This is a genomic window from Williamsia herbipolensis (genome assembly GCF_036153515.1).
Classification (GTDB): domain Bacteria; phylum Actinomycetota; class Actinomycetes; order Mycobacteriales; family Mycobacteriaceae; genus Williamsia_A; species Williamsia_A herbipolensis.
In genome coordinates, this window is sequence record NZ_CP108021.1 from 2941006 (window position 1) to 2960889 (window position 19884).

The following is a 19884-nucleotide window of genomic DNA, read 5'->3' on the forward strand; positions in this document are numbered from 1 at the left end:
AATGATCCCCATGCGCTCGATCTGGAAAGGCGATCTGAGCTTTGGCCTGGTCAACGTGCCGGTCAAGGTGTACTCCGCCACGGAGTCTCACGACCGCACCTCGCACCAGGTCGACGCGAAGGACGGCACCCGCATCCGCTACCGCAAGGTGCGCGAGGGCACCGACACCGAGGTCGAGTTCTCCGACATCGCCAACGCGTACGAGAGCGACAGCGGCGAGACGGTGATCCTCACCAAGTCCGACCTCGCCGAGCTGCCGGTGCAGAAGAGCCCCGAGATCTCGATCACCGGGTTCGTGCCACGAGAGCAGATCGACCCGATCTACTACGACAAGCCCTACTACCTCGAACCGGCGTCGAAGTCGCCGAAGGCCTACGTGCTGCTGCGTCAGGCGCTCGCCGACAGCGACCGCGTGGCCGTCGTGACGTTCACGCTGCGCAACCGGACCCGGCTCGCGGCCCTGCGTGTGGTCGACAACGTGATGACCCTCCAGACCCTGCTGTGGCCCGACGAGGTCCGCAAGGCCGAGTTCCCCGCGCTCGAGGACGAGCCGACCATCCGGCCGCAGGAACTCGAGATGGCGCAGTCGTTGATCGACACCATGGCAGGCGATTTCGACCCCTCGGAGTACGAGGACACCTACCAGCTCGAGCTGAGCAAGCTGATCGAGGCGAAAGCCGAGGGGACCGAGGCGTTCCCGACCGCCGAGACCGACGACTCGGGCGACGACGACTCCGAGGTGGCCGATCTGCTCGCCGCACTGCGCGCATCGGTGAAGAACCGCGGCGGCCCGGACACATCGGCATCGGACGACTCGGGTTCCGACGAGGAGAAGACCCCCGCGAAGAAGGCGCCGGCCGCGAAGGCCGCGCCCCGCAAGACCGCCGCGAAGAAGGCACCTGCCAAGAAGGCGCCCGCGAAGAAGACCGCGGCGAAGAAGTCGGCCTGAGCCCAGCGCCGTTCTCCCGCACGGAGTCGGCACGGTTTCCCGCGGGGCGGGACACTCTGCCGACTATGGGTGGCCCGGGCCCCGATAGACCTGAGCCACCTTGCGGCGGCCCACCAGCTTGCCGGCCGCGGGGAGCAGTCGCTGGCCGGTGGAGACCAGTGCGGGCACGCGTCCCGGGATGACCTGGTCGCGTCCGGAGTCCAACGCCGCCACCGTCTCCCGCGCGATCGTCTCCACCGGTACCTTCGGGATCGTCAACGTGTGGGCGCGGTTCTCGGGGGTGCGGGTGGCATCGAGTGCCTCCACGAGAGGGGAGTCGAACTCGCCGGGGCAGATCAGGTGCACCCCGATGCCCTGCGGTTCCATCTCGAAACGCAGTGCGTTCGTGAAACCGACGAGGGCGTGTTTGGCCGCGCAGTACGGGGTGTAGCCGAAGACGCCGGTGAGTCCGGCGAGGGAGGCGATGTTCACGATCCGCCCACCGGGATGCGGAAGATGCGGCAGCACAGCACGAATGGCGTTCACGGTGCCGAAGAAGTTGATGTCCATGACGTCGGTGAAGGCCGCGGCGGGCAGTGTCTCGAAGTAGCCCTCGCGCATGATGCCCGCCGAGTTGATCAGCACGTCGATCGGATGGTCGGCGGCGAGTCCGGCGAACGCATCCACGACCGCATCGGGGTCGGAGACGTCGACCGACCGCGTGCGTACCGCCGCATCGGCGACCTGTGCGCGCAACGCTTGTGCCGCGGTGGCGAGTTTCGCCTCGTCGCGGGCGAGCAGCGTGACCCCGACACCGCGTCCGACCAACTGGCGACTGATCTCCAGTCCCAGCCCCGACGAGCCGCCGGTCACCACCGCGTGGCGGCCCGCGCGGACCCAGGAACCAACGCCGCTCATCGCGCGGTCACCGTGGTCGGGCGCGCCGCGACCGGTGTGGTCGGGTTCTTCTGCGGCACATGCGACATCGCCTCCTCGGCCATCGCGGTGATGGTGAGGCTGGGATTGACCCCGGCGTTCGCGGCGACGGTCGAACCGTCGGTGATGAGCAGGTTCTCGTAGCCGAAGGCGCGACGGAACCGATCCACGACACCGTGCGCGGGTGAGTCGGCGATGACCGCGCCGCCGAGAATGTGCGCGGTGGTCGGGCGGGCGAGCAGCGATTCGGTGACCGCGGTGGAACCGTAACCGCCCCCGCCGATGTGGCGGACCGCCGACTCGGCGATCGTCCGCGCGATCGGGAGGTCGCCGAGGGGCGCGTCGCCGTCGCCGACCGCGGTGTTGATGCGGCTGAACCGGTTCCGGCGTCGCAGCCGGAGCGCGGTGTCGGTGCTCTGCATGATGGTGAACACCACCGACCGCCTCGACCACCCCGACAGTCGCGTGGGGCTCAGCCAGCGCAGCGGGCGCGCGAGCATCGCGAGGACGAACTGTCCCACCCGCAGACGACCGCCGGTGAGCGGACCGAACGTGAGGCCCATGGCGTCGCCGCCGAGACCGTAGGTGTTGTTGGTGAAGTGCGTGTGTTCGTCGGGATGGATGCTCGTGGTGATGGCGATGTCGCTGCGCAGGTCGGCCTTCGGGTGGTTCGAGGTCACCGCGACGATGGCCTCGCTGTTGGTGCGGACGAGGTGGCCGAGCCGGTCGCTCAGTCGGGGCAGGCTGCCGCGGTCGCGCAGCGTGCGCAGCAGCAGGTTGGTGCCCAACGCGCCGCCGGCCACGACGACGCCCCGCGTGCGGATCGTCTGCCGGTCGCGACGCAGGATGCCGCCCGATCGGACGGTGGTGACCTCGTAGCCGTCGGAACCGTCGGCGGCGCCGATCGGACGGATGTCGACGACGGTCCGCTCGGCCTCCACCCGCGCCCCGAGGCGTTCGGCCAGGTGGAGGTAGTTCTTCACCAGGGTGTTCTTCGCGTTGTGTCGGCATCCCAGCATGCACTGACCGCACCGGATACAGCCCGCACGGTCGGGGCCGGCGCCGTCGAAGTAGGGGTCGGGGACCCGCTTCCCGGGTTCGCCGAGGAACACCCCCACCTCCGTGGTGTGGATCCGGTCGCTCGCGCCGAGGTCGGCGGCGATGTCGCGCATCAGGTCCTCGCTGGGTCCCTCGCCGACGAACGTGGTGACGCCGAGCATCGACTGGGCGGTCGCGAAGTGGGGTGCGAGTTCGCTGCGCCAGTCGGCGAGATCGGCCCACTGGGGGTGACGGTAGAAATCGTCGGAGTGCGGGACGTAGAGGGTGTTGCCGTAGACCAGCGACCCGCCGCCGACGCCCACCCCGCTGATGACGGTGACGTGGGAGAACGGGGTCATGGCCATGATGCCGCGCAGCCCCGCGAACGGTGCCCACAGCAGTTTGCCGACCTGCCAGGCGCTCGAGGCGAAATCGGTGTCGGCGAAGCGACGGCCCTTCTCGAGCACGGTGACGTCGTAGCCCTTCTCGGCCAGCCGCAGGGCGGCGACGCTGCCGCCGAAGCCGGACCCGATGACGACCCAGTCGTGGTCGATCTCCGCCATGGCGCCCACCCCTTCATCCGATGACAAGCGTCATCAGATTAACGCATGGGAGCCACCGTCACGGTGAGATGGTCGATCAGTGATCCGACTCCGCGATGGCCACCAGGAACCGCGTCGACGCCGCGACCAGGACCCGCCGATCGGTCGTGTACCCGTCGATCAGCCAGGCGGTGCCCGTCTGTCGGATGCCGCCGACGGCCGCCGTCGCGAGGACACGGCGCTCGGCCTCGTCGACGGGAGCCTGCTGATCCGCCCGCATCTGCGACAGCAGCAGGTCGCCGAACCGGTTGAGGGTGTCGAGATAGAGCCGGTCGACCCGAGGGCTCACCCCGAGGACCTCGAGCCACACCACGCGCGCGAGCAACGGGTTCTCGGTCACGCCGAAGAACGCGTCGAGCCCGCGACTGGCCCGGACCACCGTCGTGGCATCCGGTGGCAGGGCGGCGAGTTCGTCGACGACGGCGGCCATCATCCGATCGACGCATTCGGCGTACACCGCGAGCAACAGGTCCTCGAGACCCGGGAACTGTTCGTAGAAATAGCGATCGGCGACGCGGGCCTCGCGGCACAGACCCCGTACGGTCGCCGCGCGGAAACCCACCGATCCGAAGATCGACAGGCCCGCGTCGAGAAGTTGTCGCCGCCGACGTTCGTCCCGCGCCACCGGGCTCTCGCCCCCGTAGCTGCGGCCCCCCTCCCGAGCGATGGTCACTCTCACCCCTTCTTGTGATCGCCGAACGGCTCGTCTCGCTCCCGCACTGCCTGCTTGAATCCCGATGTCGCCGAACGCGTCTGGAACGCATAGCCCTCGCGCGTATGCCGCGACACGCCGTCGAAGACGGTGCTGATCATCGCCGAGGTGGCCACCCCCTGCGACAGCAGGGCGCTGTTGAGGGCGAGCTTGACCATCATCAACTGGTTGATCGGCATCGCGGCGATGCGGGCGACGTAGTCCTCCACCACCTCGTCGAGACGATCGGCCGGTGCCGATTCCACGGCGAGACCCCAGTCGAGCGCGGTTTTCCCGTCGATGCTGTCGCCGGTGAACAGCATCCGCTTGGCGCGCTGGTCGCCGATGCGGTGGGCCCACAGACCGGTGGACGGCACACCCCACACCCGCACCGGTGGATAGCCGATGCGGACGTCGTCGGCGGTGATGATCTGGTCGCAGTGCAGGGCGATGTCGGTGCCGCCCGCGATGCAGAACCCGTGCAGCTTCGCCACCACGGGTTTGTTCGCGTGCAGCAGGCTCGAGAAGCCTCGGCCGTTGCGGCTCATCATCGCGAAATCGACCATCGGGTCCCACTGACCGGCAGGATTGTGGTTGGTCGCCTGCACCATCGGGTCGAGCACGGTGCCGTCGACACCCACCTCGTGCACTGACCTCCGCGACTCGTCGGCGCCCGGGTCCTGCCACCGCTCGGCGAACATGCCGAGGTCGTACCCGCCGCAGAAACCCTTGCCACGACCCGACAGCAGGATCACGTGGACGCGGGGATCGAGATCGGCGTGCTCGACGGCCGCCGCGATGTCGCGCGGGGTGTCGGAGGTGATCGCGTTCCCGTGCGCGGGCCGGTTGAAGGTGATCCGCGCGATGCGTCCGGTCACCACGTAGGTCAGCGTCGGGTAGTCGAGCGTGTCCGGCGGGGTGCGGTCGCCCACCGCCGACACCGGTGGGCCCGAGGTCCAGTCGTCACGCCATCCGGCGGGCCGGTCGCCGCCCTGGGTCGGGGTCGTCAGGTTCGAGTCGTCGCTCATCGCCGCAACACTATCGGTGGCCTGACCGGCCCGGGCCCGTACCGCGCGGGTCTAGTGTCGACCCATGGCCGAGCTGGTGCAGGTGCGTCACGACGGTCCGGTGACCGTCATCGCGATCGACCGTCCCGAGGTGCGCAACGCGGTCGATCGTCCGACCGCCGAGGCCCTCGCGCAGGCGTGTCGCGACTTCGACGCCGACGACGACGCCGCGGTCGCGATCCTCCACGGACTCGGCGGCACCTTCTGTGCCGGTGCCGATCTCGGCGCCATCGCCGCCGGTGATCCCGAACGCATCAACCGGTTCGCACCCGACGGCGACGCCCCGATGGGGGTCTCCCGGATGCGTCTGGGCAAACCGGTGATCGCCGCCATCGAGGGATACGCCGTCGCCGGTGGCCTCGAGCTCGCCCTCTGGGCCGATCTGCGCGTGGCCGACGAGAACGCCACCCTGGGGGTCTTCTGCCGTCGGTGGGGGGTGCCGCTGATCGACGGCGGAACCGTCCGGCTGCCCCGCCTCATCGGCGAGAGCCGCGCGATGGACCTCATCCTCACCGGCCGCCCGGTCGACGCGACCGAGGCGCACGCGATCGGACTCGTCAACCGCGTCGCCCCCGCGGGAACCGCCCTGGAGGTCGCCATCGCCCTCGCGCACGACCTCGCCGCGTTCCCGCAGACCTGCCTGCGTGAGGACCGGATGTCGGTGCTCGAACAGGACGGCCTCACCCTCGACCAGGCGCTGCTCAACGAGACCCGCCACGGCGCGACATCACTCGTCAACGGCACCGCGCAGGGCGCAGGGCGTTTCGTGTCCGGCGCGGGCCGCCACGGCACCTTCGACTCCGGCACACCGTGACCTGCCGGTGCGGTCAGTCGGCGGCGGTGTCGACGACCGTCGCTCGTCGGCGCGACCGGTAGCCGAGAACGGTCGGGACGCCGCCCAGCACCAGCAGCGTGATCAGTCCCGCGACGCCGGCCCACAGGAGCGACCGCGCGACCAACGGCGCGTTGTCGCGGGCCAGGATCACCTGCGTCTGCCGCGTCGACTCCGGCGGGGTGATCGCGGGGGTCGGACCCAGATCGGTCTGGGCGGCACCGATGCGGCTGTCGATGGTCTTCAGCACGGTGGTCAGCTGGCCGAAGGTCTTGGTGAACGAGTTCGCGGCCTCGACCACCCGGGGGCGTGCGGAGGACAGCGTCGCGAAGCCCGCACTGAGCTGACCGGCCGACTCCCGCGCGGAGGCGATACCCGCGTCGACGGTTCCCGCCGATGACCGCGCCGCCGGTCCCAGACCCGCCAACGCCCGACGCAATCCGGCGATCGCGTCGGTCTGTGACGTGAGGTCACCGGTGGCCCGTTGCAGCGATCGCAGTGCGGGAAGACTGCTCCGCGCCCCCGGGATGGCGTTCGACTCGACCGCGGAGACGATGCGGTCGACGAGGTCGTCGATCGGCGCGGCGGCGTCGGACAACCGCGACACCTCTCCGAGTGCGTCGGCGGCCCGGGCCGTCAGCTGCGACACCTGACCGCCCGCCGCGGCCAACGACGGAGCCTGGTCGAGCGCCGTCACCAGTTGCTGCGATCCGCGTCCGGCGGTGTCGACCGCGTCGAAGATCTGCCCGACACCGTCGGTCAGCGTGCTCACCGTCGCCGACCCGCCCGCCACCGCCGCGTTCAGGAAGCCGAACAACAACTTGGCCTCCGACAGCGAGTCGCGGGCGGACTGCACCTTCTCCGGCCGCGGGTCGGCGGCCTGCGGAGCCGCGATCGGTCGCGACGGTGCGCCCGCGGCGAACACCGCACCGCCGACGATCACCGACACCGCCACCACACCGAGGAACACGGGGACCCATCGGGGCATGCGGGAGATCGTGGCCGTCACGCCCTCAGCCTAGGTACTCGCCCGACGGCGTCGTGGTCACCGCCGTGTGCGAACTCGCAGCATTTCCTCAGAAACGGTCGGCTCGGCGAGGTGGGGGCGTCGCGACACGGCCTCGACCCTGGCCGAACTCTCATGCATCGTCTCGCTCCGCGACGTGCGGCTTCGCTGCTCTGGCACCCTGGATACGGACATGACACGTGAACGATGAGAGGGCGGTGGTCGTGAGTTCCGTCCTGGAGAAGTCGCGGGTACGCAGGCAGTCCGTCGACGGGCGTCGGCGGTTGCGGATCAGTGCCATCGAGGCCGCCGAGGCCGCGGCGCTCGCCGATGTGGCCGCCGCGATCTGCGTGCTCAGCCGGGTGCTGCCGATCGCCGGGGCCGCGATCCTGGTCTCGTCGATCCCGTTCGCCGTCCTCGGCATCCGCCGGCGCCTGTCGGTGTGCATCCTCGCCGGGGTCACCGGATGGATCGTGGCACTGCTCTTCGGCGGGTACGGCACGGCCAACATGGTGGCCGGTGCCGCGGTGTCGGGATGCTTCGCGGGAATCGCGATCCGTCGCCGATGGTCGCCGCCGACCGTTCTCGCCGGCGCGGTCCTCGGGCTCGGTGTCCCGTCGGCGGCGCTGACCACCGCGGGTCTCGCGGTCTTCTCGAGTTACCGCGAGTTCATCTTCGACAACATCCGCAACGGTGTCGGCGGCGCGGCGCGGCTGATCGGCAACGCCGGTGCCACCCAGGTCGAGCAGATCGATCGCGCGGTGGTGAGCGCCCTGCGGGTCTGGCCGATCACCATCCCCGTCGCGACCCTGCTCGGGGTCGTGTTCACCGCGCTGTTCACCTACCTGTTCGTCAAGCGCCCGGCGCAGTCGCTGGCACGTCGCCTCGGTCCGCCGTCGACCGATGTGCTGGTGGAGGAGACCGGCCGCATCGCGCCGGTCCCGATGGAGCTGCGCGATGTGTCGGTCACCCACCCCGGGGCCACCACCCCGACCGTGTGGGGGATGAACGCCGACATCACGCCCAACCGTCTGACCGCTGTCGCCGGACGCAACGGGGCGGGCAAATCGACTCTCGCCCGGGTCATCTCGGGCCGCGCTCCCACCTCCGGTGTCGTGATCCGTGCGGGCAATCCCGGCCTCGGCGCGCCCGGCGGCACCGCCGTCATCGGGCAACGCCCCGAGACCGGTGTGCTCGGTCTGCAGGTCGGCGACGACCTCGCCTGGGGCGATCCCACGATGACCCCCGAACGTGCCCGGGCACTTCTCGATCGCGTGGGTCTCGATGTCGCGCTCGACGCCGAGACCTCGCGACTGTCCGGCGGACAGCTGCAACGACTCGCCATCGCCGGGGCCCTCGCCCGCGATCCGCAGTTGCTGGTGAGCGACGAGAGCACCGCGATGATCGACGGTCCGGGTCGTGAGGCGTTGATGACCACCTACCGCCGACTCGCCGACGGCGGCACCGCCGTGGTGCACGTGACCCACGACCCGCGCGAGATCGCTGCCGCCGACGCGACGATCGTCGTCCCCGGTGGTGACACCGAACCCGCGACACCGCCTGCGGGCAACCGCCGCAACTGGATTCGCGGCGGGCGGCTCGATGTCCGCGGTCTGCGGTTCGCCCACGACAGCGGCACCCCGTGGCACCGCGAGGTCCTCGCCGACATCGACATGACCATCGCGCCGGGGCAGACCGTGCTGGTGACCGGCGCCAACGGTGCGGGCAAGTCCACGCTGGCCCGCCTGCTCGCCGGGATCGAGAAGCCCGACGCCGGCGAGGTACACCTGGACGGTGAGCCGGTTCTCAACAACCGCGAGGGCGCACTGTTCGGCCACCAGTACGCACGACTGTCACTGGTGCGCTCCCGTGTCCGCGACGACATCTGCGACGCCGCCGGTGTCGACCGCTCCAACGGCCGTCTGGTGTGGGAGTCGTTGCGCGAGTTGGGTCTCGACCCGTCGGTGGTGGCCGAGATGCGCGTCGATCACCTCAGCGTCGGGCAGCAGCGGCGGGTCGCGCTGGCCGGACTCCTCGCCGCACGCCCCCGGGTCCTGGTGCTCGACGAACCGCTCGCCGGACTCGACGACGCGTCGCGGATCGCCATGGTCGCGGCCCTGCAACGGGTACGCGCATCGGGCACCACGCTCGTCATCGTCACCCACGACCTGAACGAACTGCGCGCCATCGCCGACCGCGCGATCGACGTCGCGGTCCTCCCGCCGCGACCGCCGACGGTCGAGAAGCGACCCTCGCGGGCGTCGATGGCGGGTGTCGTGGGACGTGTTCTGCCCCGGTCGTCGCCGGCGCATCGACTCTGGGTGGGCAGCAAGGTGTTCGCCATCGTCGCGACGGCGCTGATGTTCGCGATCGACCCGGGGTGGATCACCGTCGGCGCCTCGGTGCTCATCGCCGCGGCGTGGACACTCGCCGGCCGCATCCCCGTCGCCGCCCTGCCGCGGCTGCCGTGGTGGATCTTCGCCCTGATGGGCCTGGGAGGTTTCGTCACCGCGATGGGCGGCGGCGAGCCGTTCGTGACGGTGTTCGACGTCCGGCTCGGGCTCGGCGGCGCGAGCACCTGGGCCGTGCTCATCTCGATCACGATCGTGTCGTTCTATCTGTCGCTGGTCTTCTGCTGGACCACGCCGATGGCCGAGGTGCCCGCATTCGGGCAGCGGGTCGTCGGGTGGGCGCGACGGGTGGGCATCCCGCTGCAGCCCGTCGCGGTCGCGGTGACCGTCGCGCTCCGCCTGCTGCCGTTCATGATCTCCGACTTCCGGGTGTTGCTGCAGACCGTCGGGCAGCGTCGTACGCCCGGGAAGCGGTCGGCCCAGCAGCGGGTCGAACAGTGGTCGGCCTGCATGCCCATCGCGTGCTCGTTGGCGGTGCAGAATGCGCGCGAGGTGGCCACCGCGATGGACAACCGCGGCGGGATCGGATCGGTCGCCCGTGCCGATCGCCGACCGGGGATCGGCGACGTCATCGCCATCGTCTTCGTCGCCGCCGTGGTCGTCGCCGCGATCGCCGTAGGCTGAGAACACCAGCTGCGCCGCTATTGACGCTTCGTCAATAAGAGCGTTATTGTCGATCAGTCAATAAGCGTCCGGTGGGCTCGTCAGCCGGATCGGCTCCGATGCGGAGAGGATCATCATGACCCAGGCAGGCACGTCCGAGACCAGGTCGGATTCAGCAGTCGAGTTCCGTGACGTGCTGATCGTCGGTGCGGGACTCTCGGGCATCGACGCCGCGTACCGGCTGCAGGAACGCAACCCCGGCCTGAGCTACGCGATCCTCGAGCGCCGCCAGGCGATCGGCGGCACCTGGGACCTCTTCCGGTATCCCGGCGTCCGCTCCGACAGCGACATCTACACGCTGAGCTACCCGTTCCGTCCGTGGGACGGGGAGAAGTCCATCGCCGACGGCGACGACATCCGGCAGTACCTCGTCGACGCCGCCGCGGAGTACGGCATCGACGAGAAGATCCGCTACGGCGTCCACGTGCTCTCGGCGGACTTCGACACCACGGTCGACCGCTGGACGGTGGAGACCGAGATCGACGGCAAGCCCGTCACCTACCAGGCACGCTTCTTCCACCTGTGCACCGGCTACTACGACTACGACGGCGGCTACACCCCCGATTTCGCGGGCATCGACCGCTTCGGCGGGCAGGTCGTGCACCCGCAGAAGTGGCCCGAGGATCTCGACTACGCCGGTAAGAAGGTGGTCGTGATCGGCAGCGGCGCCACGGCGATCACGTTGATCCCCAGCATGTCCCGCGACGCCGAGCACGTGACGATGCTGCAGCGTTCACCCACCTACATCACGGTGCTGCCCTCGGTCGACAAGGTCGCGCACACGCTGCAGAAGCGATTGCCCGCCCCGCTGGCGAGCAAGATCATCCGCGGCAAGAACGCGGGGATCTCGCTGGCGTTCTACCTCTACTGCCGTCGCTTCCCCGACTCGGCGCGCGCACGGCTGCGCGGGTTGGCCAAGCGCATCCTGCCCGACGGCTTCGACGTCGACACGCACTTCAACCCGACCTACAACCCGTGGGATCAGCGCCTGTGCGTCGTCCCCGACGCAGACCTGTTCCGCGCCATCAAGTCCGGCAAGGCCGGGATCGTCACCGACACCATCGACAGCTTCGACGAGACCGGTATCCGTCTCTCGTCGGGCGACCACCTCGACGCCGACGTCGTCGTCACCGCGACCGGTCTGCAGTTGCAGGTGTTCGGCGGGATCAGCCTGGCCGTCGACGGCGAGAAGGTCACGCCCGGTGAGCGTTTCCTCTACCGCGGCCGCATGCTCGAGGGTGTCCCGAACTTCGCGTGGACGTTCGGCTACACCAACGCGTCGTGGACGCTGCGCGCCGACCTCACGTCCAAGGCCGTCGCAGATCTGCTGCACTACATGGACTCCCACGGCTACACCCACGCCTACCCCGACCGGCGCGGCAAGGAGCTCCCCGACGTGCCGATGGTGGACCTGTCGAGTGGCTACGTCGCACGGTCGGCGGGTGCCCTGCCCAAGGCCAGCGCCGACAAGCCGTGGACGGTCCGCGCGAACGTGGTGCTCGACGCGATCGACGCCAAGCGCGACAAGATCACCGAGTCGATGACGTTCGGACGCGCGCCGACGTCCGTCCCGCAGCGCGACGCCGTCCACAGCTGACCCGCTGCTGAGATCGTCCCCCTGGCGGGGCGCCGACGGCGATCTGCCCTCGGCGGGCTCTGAGGGGGACGATCTCGGCCACAGTGGTGGCCGCGCGGGGTAAATCGGTGGTGTCCACGGCGCCGAAACGGGCATCCTGGACCGTGTGAGCGTGGCCGAGACGTCGACCGGCGCCGAGCGATCGCGGTTGCCGCGTGCCCTGGCGCCGTTGGCCCGTACCCAATACCGCCTGCTCGCGATGGGTCTCGTACTGGCGACGTTCGCCGACGGCATCTGGACCGTCGGTGTCGTCTGGCAGGTCATCGCCCTCGGCGGCGGACCCGGTGCGCTGTCGGCGATCACCACACTGGCCGCGATCGGGATGGTCGTGTCCACGCTGTTCGGTGGCGTGCTCGCCGACCGGATGTCACAGCGCACCATCCTCATCGCGCTCGAGGTGGTCAAGCTCGTCGCCATCGGCGGCGTCGGACTGCTGGGGGTCACCGGAAATCTCGGTGTCGGTGCACTCGCCGTCGTCGGGTTGATCGGCGGCATCACCACCGGCATCTACTACCCGGCGTACTCGGCGTTGGTGCCGCGCGTGGTGCCGCCGGCGGAACTGCTCGCGGTCAACGGGTTCGAGGGCACCCTGCGTCCGGTCATCTTCCAGGCCGTGGGCCCGGCACTCGCCGGCGGACTGATCGCGATGTCCGCACCTCCCGCGGCAATCGTCGGGTCGGCCGTGGCGAGCGCACTGTCGGCGGTCTTCTACGTGCGGATGCGACCGGTGGTCGTCGAGCGTGTGACCGACGATCGACATCCGGTGCGTCGCACCATCGCCGAGATCGCCGAGGGCTTCGGCTACATGTGGCGCACACCGTGGCTGCTGGCCACGTTGTTGTTCGCGCTGATCCTGGTGATGATGACCGCCGGCCCGCTGGAGGTGTTGGTCCCGTTCGCGATCAAGGACCGCGCCGGTGGTGACGCCGGCTCGCACGCCATGGTGCTGGCGGCGTTCGGTGTCGGTGGCGCGCTGGGTTCGCTGTACATGGCGTCGCGACCCATGCCGCGTCGCTACCTGACGATCATGTTCGTCGTGTGGGGCCTCAGCGGACTCCCGTTGATCGCCTTCGCCTTCGCCGACCACGTCGCGATGTTCGTGGTGGCCGCCTTCGTCATGGGCATCACCTTCGACGCGCCGATGGTGCTGTGGGGGACGCTCCTGCAACGGCGCGTGCCGCCGGCGATGCTGGGTCGTGTCTCGAGCCTCGACTTCTTCGTCTCGGTCGCCTTCATGCCGGTGTCGATGGCGGTGGCCGCACCTGTCGCGGGCGCCGTCGGCCTCACCACGACGTTCCTCCTGGCCGCGGCCATCCCCGTCCCGATCGCCGTGATCGCCTACGCCGCAGCCCGACTCGCCCACGACGAGATCGCGCATCCGTTGCGCGACACGGGGGCGACGTCACACGAGGAAGTCGCGACCGGCAGCGACGATGAGGTCGGTCAGCTCCGCGATCAGCGGTGAGTTGACCGTCCAGTACTGCCAGTACAACTCGATGTCGACATGGTCGTCGGAGAGCACCACGACGGTGCCGGCGGCGAGGGCGTCGGCGATCTGCGCCTGCGGCACCGTGCCCCACCCGGCGCCGAGTTCGACGGCACGGTGGTACTCCGTCGATGCCGGGATGTACGTGGTCGGCGGCGACAGCGGTGTGCGCGTGTGGCGTCGGATGAGGGCGGCCATGATCGTGTCCTTGCGGTCGAAGGCCACCATCGGCGCTCGTGCGAGGTCGCGTGCCTTCAGCCCGTCCGGGAACCACGTCCGGGCGAAGTCGGCGCCCGCCACCGGGAGGTAGCGCGTCGCACCGAGACGCCGCTCGGTGCATCCCCGGATCGGGGTGGGATCGGAGGTGAGGGCGCCCAGCACCTGTCCCGACCGCAGGTACTCGGTGTTGTGGCTCTCGTCGTCGCGCATCACCTCGATGGCGACGTCGAACCGGTTCTGCATGTCCACGATCACCGGCAGCAACCAGGTGGCGAGCGAGTCGGCGTTGCTCGCGATGGGCAGGTGCACCCGTGGACGGTCGCGAGGGTCGTCCGGTTCGTGCTCGGCGGCACCGGTCAGTTCGGCGAAGGCGCTGGAGGTCAACAGATCCCACTGCTTGGCGAGGCGGAGCAGCACCTCGCCGTCGGTGGTCGCGACGCACGGTTTGCTGCGCCGCACCACGACCCGTCCGACGTCGGACTCGAGTGCCTTGATCCGCTGACTGACCGCCGACGGCGTCACGTGCAGGGCGCGAGCGGCGGCATCGAAGGTGCCCTCGCGCACCACCGCGGCCAGGGTCGCGAGGCCGTCACTCGTGATCATGAAGTGATTCTAATGATTCGTCAAAATCATTCGCTGGATTGATGGTGGATCCGTCGTTAGCGTCGTCGGCATGAACCCACTGCCCATCGCACTGACCGGACTCGCCACCGGTGCCGGCCTGATCATCGCGATCGGTCCGCAGAACGTCATGGTGCTGCGCAACGGTGTCGCACGGACCCACGTCGTCCCCATCGTCGCGGTGTGCGCGGTCTCCGATCTGGTCCTGATCGTCGCGGGTGTGGTCGGCCTCGGTGCCGTCGTCTCCGGGCACCCGGGCATCGTGACCGTGGCGACGGTGCTCGGCGCCGGCTACGTGATCGTGTTGGGACTCATGGCCGCTCGTCGCAGCCTGGCGCCGACGGCCATCGCGAGCGGGGAGGTCACCTCCCGTGCGGGCAGCCGGTCCCGATGGGCTGCCGTCGGTGCCGCACTCGCCCTCACGTGGCTCAACCCGCACGTCTACCTCGACACCGTGCTGACCCTCGGGGCGATCGCCAACAGCCACGGCCCCGAGGGGAAGTGGGCGTTCGCGATCGGGGCGGGCGCGGCCAGCATCCTGTGGTTCTGCGCCCTGGGATTCGCCGCGGGCAAGCTGGCTCCGCTGTTCACCAGGCCCCGCGCCTGGCAGATCCTCGACGCGTTCGTCGCCGTCGTGATGCTGGCCGTCGGGGCGACGCTGCTCGCGTCGCTGTGACGTTCAGCGTGGGGCGAGGTCCACGATGATCGATCGTGCGATCTCGGCGACCACGGTGCGATCGGTCGTGATGCACCACCGGTAGTCGCCCGTGCCCGGTCGTCCCGGTCCGTCGATCGCCGTCGCGATGACCGCGACCGCATGACCTGCGGCGATCACCGCCACGGCAAACGTGTCATCGGGTGCGGTGTCCGGGGTGAGCGGTCCGAGGACGCCCGGCTGCGGCGCACGGCCGAGCCCCGGACCGGTGAGGCCGACCAGGAGCTGCCGTCGGGCCAGGTCGCGGTAGCGCGCAGCGATCTCCGCGGAGATGTGACGCGCACCCTGCAGGGCGGCGACCACGCAACCCGGCGTGGTCTCTTCCAGCGCGGCGTTCTCGACCGCGTCGCACATCGACAACACGTCGGTCAGGGAACCGACGGCGGTGGGCACCCGATCGGAGATGGCACGCAGGGGATCGACGCGACCCCGTGTCGTGTCGACCAGGCGGGGTCGCGGCCCCACCAGCGGTGCCACATCCGACAGCGGTCCCGGACGGCCGTACCGGAATCCCTGGCCGAGGGTCGCGCCCAGTTGTTCGGCGCACCGCTCATGTGCGGAGGTCTCCACCCCCTCGGCGATGATCGCGACATCGTGACGGCGCGCGTACTCGCCGGCGATGGTGATGGCGAGGGCGGTCTCGATGGTGGACTCGTCCATGTGGGTGAGCCCACGGTCGAACTTCACCACGTCGGGGGCGATGACATCGAGAAGGGCGAGACCGTCGACCCGCGCGCCGATGTCGTCGAGCGCGATGCCGTATCCGGACCTCCGCGACTGTTCCACCGTGCGGAGAACGGTCGACGGATCGCTGAGCAGGGTGCGCTCGGTCAGTTCGAGCACGATCTGGATCCCCGACTCCTCGACGTCGGCCAGCAACCGGTCGTCCTGCCACGGTGGCGGCGAGGCCAGGGTGTCCGGTTCGACGTTCATGAACAGGTACTGGCTGCGGTCCATCTCGTCGACCACGGCGGTCTCGAAGGCGCGTCGTCGACACCACCAGTCCAGCCGGGCGACCTCACCGAGTGTGCGGGCGACGTCGAACGCCTCGACCGGGTTGACCCCGGGTGACTCGGGCCACCGGGCCAGCGCCTCGAACCCGATGACGTCACGGCTGTCGAGCCGGACGATGGGCTGGAAGACCGGCGCCACCCGCGAAGGGTGGTCCAGGATGTGTGTGATCCCGCGTCTGATCGGCGCCAACGAACACCTCGTCCACTTCTGCGAATCGACCGTGGACATGTCGAATCGGATTCTCGCATCGCATGAGAAGTGCTGATCGCGCTGGTAGTTCCCCCCACCACCGCGGCACCGCCCCCCCGAGGCCGGTCGTGCGAAAAGCTTAACGCACACCCCAAACACGCTGTGGTGCCGTGAAGAGCCGATCCGCCATCCTGGTCGGCGCGGCCCGTCGGTGGATCCACCGATCGGTTGATCGCGGTGTAGCCGACCGGTCGATGCCGCGGGCCCGTTTCCCGACGACGCTGATCACATGGCAATCATTCGAGTGGAACATCTGAGCAAGGGCTACCCCGGTGGCCGTGGCGTCGTCGACGTCGGATTCGAGGTCGACGAGGGCGAGATCTTCGGGATCCTCGGCCCCAACGGCGCGGGCAAGACGACGACCGTCGAGTGCATCGGGGGTCTGCGCGCCCGTGACGGCGGTGTCGTGGAGGTGGCCGGACACGACCCGGCTGACGAATCCCCCGACCTCCGTGAGGTGTTGGGGATCCAACTGCAGGAGTCGTTGCTGCCCGACAAGATTCGCGTCGGTGAGGCACTCTCCCTGTACGCGAGCTTCTACCGCAACCCCTTCGACATCGCCGAGCTCACCGAGCGGCTCGGGTTGGGTCCGCAGCGCGATGTCGCCTTCTCCCGGCTGTCCGGAGGGCAGAAGCAACGTCTGTCGGTGGCCCTCGCCCTCGTCGGCCGCCCGCGAGTGGCGATCCTCGACGAACTCACCACCGGCCTCGACCCGCAGGCGCGCCGCGAGGTGTGGGGACTCCTCGAGGACCTGCGGACCACGGGCGTCACGCTGCTGCTGGTGTCGCACTTCATGGAAGAGGCTCAGCGACTGTGTGATCGGGTCGCCGTCATCGACTCCGGACGTGTCGTCGCCCTCGGGACGCCGGCCGAACTCGCCGATCGCGTGGGCGGGGCGCAGGTGATGACCTTCGTGCCGTCCGCCCCGGTCGACCCCGGCACCATCCGTGCGCTGACCGCGGTGTCCGACACCGAGACCCGCGGTGAGGTGGTGCACGTCACCGGCGACGCCGAGATGGTCGCCGACGTGCTCGCGGCCCTGCGCGCGCAGGGGGTCTCCGCCGGACACCTCCGCGTCGAACAACCCACCCTCGACGACGCTTTCGTCTCGCTCGTCACCCACGGAAAGGACTCGCACTCATGACCACCACACTGTCGCCGCGTACACCCGGCCTCGCACTGCCGCACGGACTGCCCGGCATCCTCACCTCCGAGGCGCGTCTGATGGCCCGCAATCCCGCCCTCGTGGTCTGGGTCGCAGCCCTGCCGCTCATCGCGTCGATCGTCCTGGGGGCCATCCCCGCCACGACGCGACCGGTCGCCGACCTCGACGGGTCGAGTTGGTTCACCGCCTACCAACCCATCCTCGTGATGTTCTCCGCGGTGCTCCTGAGCGTCCAGATCCTGCCCGACGTCCTCACGCGGTACCGGGAGATGGGGATCCTGCGACGCCTGCGCACCACACCGGCATCACCCGCGGCGCTGCTGGCCGCGCAGGTGATCCTGTGCCTCGCGGTCGAGGTCGTCGTGGTCGCGGCGATGGTGGGTGTCCCCGCCGCGTTCGGTGCACCGCTGCCGCGCAACGGGATCGGGTTCGTGCTGGCACTCGCGTTCGCCGTCGCGGCGATGCTGTCGATCGGGATGGTGCTCGCGAGTGCGTTCCGCAGCAACAAGATCGCCGCCGCGGTGGGCACCGTCCTGTTCTTCGCCCTGCAGTTCTTCGCCGGTCTCTGGATCCCGCGGGCGTCGATGCCGGGGTGGCTGCGTGGCATCTCCGACGGCACGCCCAGCGGGTCGGCGGTCGGTGCGCTGACCAGCGCCATCGACGGTGGCTGGCCGAGCCTCCTGCACCTGGGGGTCCTCGCGGCGTGGACGGTCGTCCTCGCAGCGGTGTCGGTGCGGGTCTTCCGATGGGAATGAGCTCGACGATGTCGGGGCGCCCGGCGTGGCAGGATCAGCCCATGCGTGGGCAGCAACGCACCCCGGAGCCGCTGAACTGGCAGCGATTCGATATCGCGCCGGTCTGGCTGACGGTGATCCCCGGTGGACTCATCCTGGCGTCGCTGATGATCAGCGCGCTCGTGGGACTGCCCGCCGACACCGATGCCTTCGTCGCCCTGATCGTCCTGTCGGCGGCGGCCTTCGCGCTGCAGTGCACATGGGTGCGCCGCAGCACGGTGTCGGGCCGGGCGCGCGTGCTGATCGTGGTCGTGCAGTTCGCGCTCACCGCATCGCTGATCTGGCTCAGCCCGTTCTACGGGATCTACGCGTTCATGGGATACCTGACCGCGTTGATGATGTTCACCGGTGCCGGTCTCTGGATCGCGATGACCGCCAACGCCGTGCTGGCGGCGGTGTCGCAGATCGGCGGATTCGACCAACTCGGGCGGTCGTGGCCCGCGTTCTGCGTCCTGGTGCTGATCAACACCGGGTTGGTCGTCCTGTTCAGCTGGGTGGGCGCGCGCCGCGACGAGGAGGTCGCCCGACGCGAGGCCGCGGTGCACGAACTCGAGCAGGTGCAACAGCGCAACGTCGAACTGCAGGAACAACTCCTGCTGCGGGCGCGAGAACAGGGTGTGCTCGAGGAGCGCGCACGGCTGTCACGGGAGATCCACGACACCGTCGCCCAGGACCTCGTGGCAATCGTCAGTCAGCTCGAGGCCATCGACGGCACCGACTGGCGCGGCCGGGTCGACACCGCGAAGGATCTGGCTCGATCCGGTCTCGGCGAGGCCCGACGCGCCGTGTACGCGCTGCGGTCGCCGATGCTCGACGCGCAGCCCCTGCCGGTCGCGGTCACCGAACTGGTCAACGCCTGGGCGACCGTCCATCGGCTGGCCGCGCACGTCGAGATCGCCGGCGACCCCGTCCCCACCGATGCCGATCAGGACCTCCTGCGGATCTGTCAGGAGGCGTTGTCGAACGTGTCGCGGCACGCACATGCCCGCGCGGTCGACGTCTGCCTGTCCTATGTCGAGGAGGGTGTGCTGCTCGACATCAAGGACGACGGCGACGGCTTCGACCCGCAGCGGATCCGCGAGGGCAACGGGTTGCGGGGGATGCGTGAGCGGGTGTCGTCCTCGGGTGGAACGGTCGACATCGCCACCGAGATCGGCGGGGGATGCCTGGTGAGCGCGGTGGTGCCGGCGTGACCATCCGACTCGTGATCGCCGACGACCATCCGATCGTCCGCGACGGCGTGACCGGGATGCTCGCCGGCGACGAGCGGATCGAGGTCGTCGGTGCGGCGTCGTCGGGGCCCGAAGCCGTCGCCCAGGTCACCGAGCTGGACCCCGATGTCGTGTTGATGGACCTCCGGATGCCCGGCGGCGACGGCGTTCCCGCCATCGAGGCGTTGCGGCGCCGAGACCGCGCCCGTCCACGGATCCTGGTGCTCACCACCTTCGACGCCGACCGTGACATCGCGGGCGCGATCGATGCCGGCGCGGACGGATATCTCCTCAAGGCGCTCGGGCGTGATGAACTGATCGCCGCCGTCGTCGACGCCGCGGCCGGACGAAGTGTGTTGGCGCCCAGCGCCGCCCAGAGCCTGATGGCTCGGCGGCACCACGAGGAGCTCACCGACCGGGAGGTCGAGGTCCTCACCCGCATCGCCGGTGGAGGGACGAATCGGACGGTCGCGCAGGGCCTGGTGATCAGCGAGGCGACCGTCAAGACCCATCTGCTCCACATCTACTCGAAGCTCGGGGTCCGCGACCGTGCCGCCGCGGTCCGCGTCGCCTACGAGCGAGGCCTTCTCTGACCCACCG

The 19884-nt window shown here is 69.7% G+C and carries 17 protein-coding genes; 10 read left to right on the forward strand and 7 right to left on the reverse strand.

What is annotated here, in order from left to right; genetic code table 11:
• Positions 1 to 10 precede the first annotated feature (10 nt).
• On the forward strand, positions 11 to 949 hold the full coding sequence (ku, locus tag OG579_RS13315) for a non-homologous end joining protein Ku (RefSeq protein WP_328856308.1): 939 nt from the start codon (positions 11 to 13) through the stop codon (positions 947 to 949).
• 63 nt (positions 950 to 1012) lie between these two features.
• On the opposite strand, the gene OG579_RS13320 is transcribed toward ku, so the two are convergent.
• The 4 genes from OG579_RS13320 to OG579_RS13335 form a co-directional block, all read right to left on the reverse strand.
• Positions 1013 to 1846, reverse strand: coding sequence for an SDR family NAD(P)-dependent oxidoreductase (locus OG579_RS13320; RefSeq protein ID WP_328856309.1), 834 nt, complete (start codon positions 1844 to 1846; stop codon positions 1013 to 1015).
• Positions 1843 to 3465, reverse strand: a complete 1623-nt coding sequence (locus OG579_RS13325) for an FAD-dependent oxidoreductase (RefSeq protein WP_328856310.1) — start codon at positions 3463 to 3465, stop codon at positions 1843 to 1845. Before OG579_RS13325 ends, OG579_RS13320 begins: the two co-directional genes overlap by 4 nt.
• A 76-nt stretch (positions 3466 to 3541) precedes the next feature.
• Positions 3542 to 4177: a TetR/AcrR family transcriptional regulator gene (locus OG579_RS13330; RefSeq protein ID WP_052688595.1), complete on the reverse strand. Its 636-nt coding sequence runs from the start codon at positions 4175 to 4177 to the stop codon at positions 3542 to 3544.
• A gap of 2 nt (positions 4178 to 4179) precedes the next feature.
• Positions 4180 to 5223: a crotonase/enoyl-CoA hydratase family protein gene (locus tag OG579_RS13335; protein WP_328856311.1), complete on the reverse strand. Its 1044-nt coding sequence runs from the start codon at positions 5221 to 5223 to the stop codon at positions 4180 to 4182.
• Between the two features lie 64 nt (positions 5224 to 5287).
• Here OG579_RS13335 and OG579_RS13340 point away from each other — a divergent pair, with 64 nt between their 5' ends.
• Positions 5288 to 6076, forward strand: a complete 789-nt coding sequence (locus tag OG579_RS13340) for a crotonase/enoyl-CoA hydratase family protein (RefSeq protein WP_328856312.1) — start codon at positions 5288 to 5290, stop codon at positions 6074 to 6076.
• A gap of 13 nt (positions 6077 to 6089) precedes the next feature.
• On the opposite strand, the gene OG579_RS13345 is transcribed toward OG579_RS13340, so the two are convergent.
• Positions 6090 to 7103 (reverse strand): hypothetical protein, encoded by a 1014-nt coding sequence (locus OG579_RS13345; protein WP_328856313.1) that lies wholly within the window; start codon positions 7101 to 7103, stop codon positions 6090 to 6092.
• Positions 7104 to 7324: 221 nt separating this feature from the next.
• On the opposite strand from OG579_RS13345, the gene OG579_RS13350 reads away from it, so the two are divergent.
• The 3 genes from OG579_RS13350 (at position 7325) to OG579_RS13360 (ending at position 13275) form a co-directional block, all read left to right on the forward strand.
• A complete protein-coding gene (locus OG579_RS13350) occupies positions 7325 to 10135 on the forward strand; it encodes a DUF2232 domain-containing protein (RefSeq protein WP_328856314.1) in 2811 nt (936 codons plus the stop codon).
• A 115-nt stretch (positions 10136 to 10250) separates the two neighbouring features.
• Positions 10251 to 11771: a flavin-containing monooxygenase gene (locus tag OG579_RS13355; protein ID WP_328856315.1), complete on the forward strand. Its 1521-nt coding sequence runs from the start codon at positions 10251 to 10253 to the stop codon at positions 11769 to 11771.
• 151 nt (positions 11772 to 11922) lie between these two features.
• A complete protein-coding gene (locus tag OG579_RS13360; RefSeq protein ID WP_328856316.1) occupies positions 11923 to 13275 on the forward strand; it encodes an MFS transporter in 1353 nt (450 codons plus the stop codon).
• Here OG579_RS13360 and OG579_RS13365 read toward each other — a convergent pair.
• Positions 13213 to 14118 (reverse strand): LysR family transcriptional regulator ArgP, encoded by a 906-nt coding sequence (locus tag OG579_RS13365; protein WP_328856317.1) that lies wholly within the window; start codon positions 14116 to 14118, stop codon positions 13213 to 13215. The two genes, OG579_RS13360 and OG579_RS13365, sit on opposite strands and share 63 nt — an antisense overlap.
• A gap of 70 nt (positions 14119 to 14188) precedes the next feature.
• Here OG579_RS13365 and OG579_RS13370 point away from each other — a divergent pair, with 70 nt between their 5' ends.
• Entirely contained in the window at positions 14189 to 14812 is a 624-nt protein-coding gene (locus OG579_RS13370; protein WP_328856318.1) for a LysE/ArgO family amino acid transporter, read from the forward strand.
• A 3-nt stretch (positions 14813 to 14815) separates the two neighbouring features.
• On the opposite strand, the gene OG579_RS13375 is transcribed toward OG579_RS13370, so the two are convergent.
• Positions 14816 to 16003, reverse strand: a complete 1188-nt coding sequence (locus OG579_RS13375; protein WP_328856319.1) for a sensor domain-containing phosphodiesterase — start codon at positions 16001 to 16003, stop codon at positions 14816 to 14818.
• A 340-nt stretch (positions 16004 to 16343) separates the two neighbouring features.
• Between OG579_RS13375 and OG579_RS13380 the strand changes: the two genes are divergently transcribed.
• The 4 genes from OG579_RS13380 to OG579_RS13395 are packed head-to-tail and all read left to right on the forward strand — an operon-like array spanning position 16344 to position 19877.
• Entirely contained in the window at positions 16344 to 17258 is a 915-nt protein-coding gene (locus OG579_RS13380) for an ABC transporter ATP-binding protein (RefSeq protein WP_328856320.1), read from the forward strand.
• Positions 17255 to 18034 (forward strand): ABC transporter permease, encoded by a 780-nt coding sequence (locus OG579_RS13385; RefSeq protein WP_328856321.1) that lies wholly within the window; start codon positions 17255 to 17257, stop codon positions 18032 to 18034. The genes OG579_RS13380 and OG579_RS13385 overlap by 4 nt, the downstream gene beginning before the upstream one ends.
• A gap of 8 nt (positions 18035 to 18042) precedes the next feature.
• Positions 18043 to 19266, forward strand: a complete 1224-nt coding sequence (locus OG579_RS13390) for a sensor histidine kinase (protein WP_328856322.1) — start codon at positions 18043 to 18045, stop codon at positions 19264 to 19266.
• Positions 19236 to 19877, forward strand: a complete 642-nt coding sequence (locus OG579_RS13395) for a response regulator (RefSeq protein ID WP_045821143.1) — start codon at positions 19236 to 19238, stop codon at positions 19875 to 19877. The genes OG579_RS13390 and OG579_RS13395 overlap by 31 nt, the downstream gene beginning before the upstream one ends.
• Positions 19878 to 19884: the final 7 nt, after the last annotated feature.

Excerpts from the sequence above, each read along its gene's own strand:
- ku (WP_328856308.1), top strand. The coding sequence starts at position 11 with ATGCGCTCGATCTGGAAAGGCGATCTGAGCTTTGGCCTGGTCAACGTG.
- OG579_RS13320 (WP_328856309.1), bottom strand. The coding sequence starts at position 1,846 with ATGAGCGGCGTTGGTTCCTGGGTCCGCGCGGGCCGCCACGCGGTGGTG.
- OG579_RS13325 (WP_328856310.1), bottom strand. The coding sequence starts at position 3,465 with ATGGCGGAGATCGACCACGACTGGGTCGTCATCGGGTCCGGCTTCGGC.
- OG579_RS13335 (WP_328856311.1), bottom strand. The coding sequence starts at position 5,223 with ATGAGCGACGACTCGAACCTGACGACCCCGACCCAGGGCGGCGACCGG.
- OG579_RS13340 (WP_328856312.1), top strand. The coding sequence starts at position 5,288 with ATGGCCGAGCTGGTGCAGGTGCGTCACGACGGTCCGGTGACCGTCATC.
- OG579_RS13355 (WP_328856315.1), top strand. The coding sequence starts at position 10,251 with ATGACCCAGGCAGGCACGTCCGAGACCAGGTCGGATTCAGCAGTCGAG.
- OG579_RS13365 (WP_328856317.1), bottom strand. The coding sequence starts at position 14,118 with ATGATCACGAGTGACGGCCTCGCGACCCTGGCCGCGGTGGTGCGCGAG.
- OG579_RS13370 (WP_328856318.1), top strand. The coding sequence starts at position 14,189 with ATGAACCCACTGCCCATCGCACTGACCGGACTCGCCACCGGTGCCGGC.
- OG579_RS13380 (WP_328856320.1), top strand. The coding sequence starts at position 16,344 with ATGGCAATCATTCGAGTGGAACATCTGAGCAAGGGCTACCCCGGTGGC.
- OG579_RS13385 (WP_328856321.1), top strand. The coding sequence starts at position 17,255 with ATGACCACCACACTGTCGCCGCGTACACCCGGCCTCGCACTGCCGCAC.
- OG579_RS13390 (WP_328856322.1), top strand. The coding sequence starts at position 18,043 with ATGTCGGGGCGCCCGGCGTGGCAGGATCAGCCCATGCGTGGGCAGCAA.
- OG579_RS13395 (WP_045821143.1), top strand. The coding sequence starts at position 19,236 with ATGCCTGGTGAGCGCGGTGGTGCCGGCGTGACCATCCGACTCGTGATC.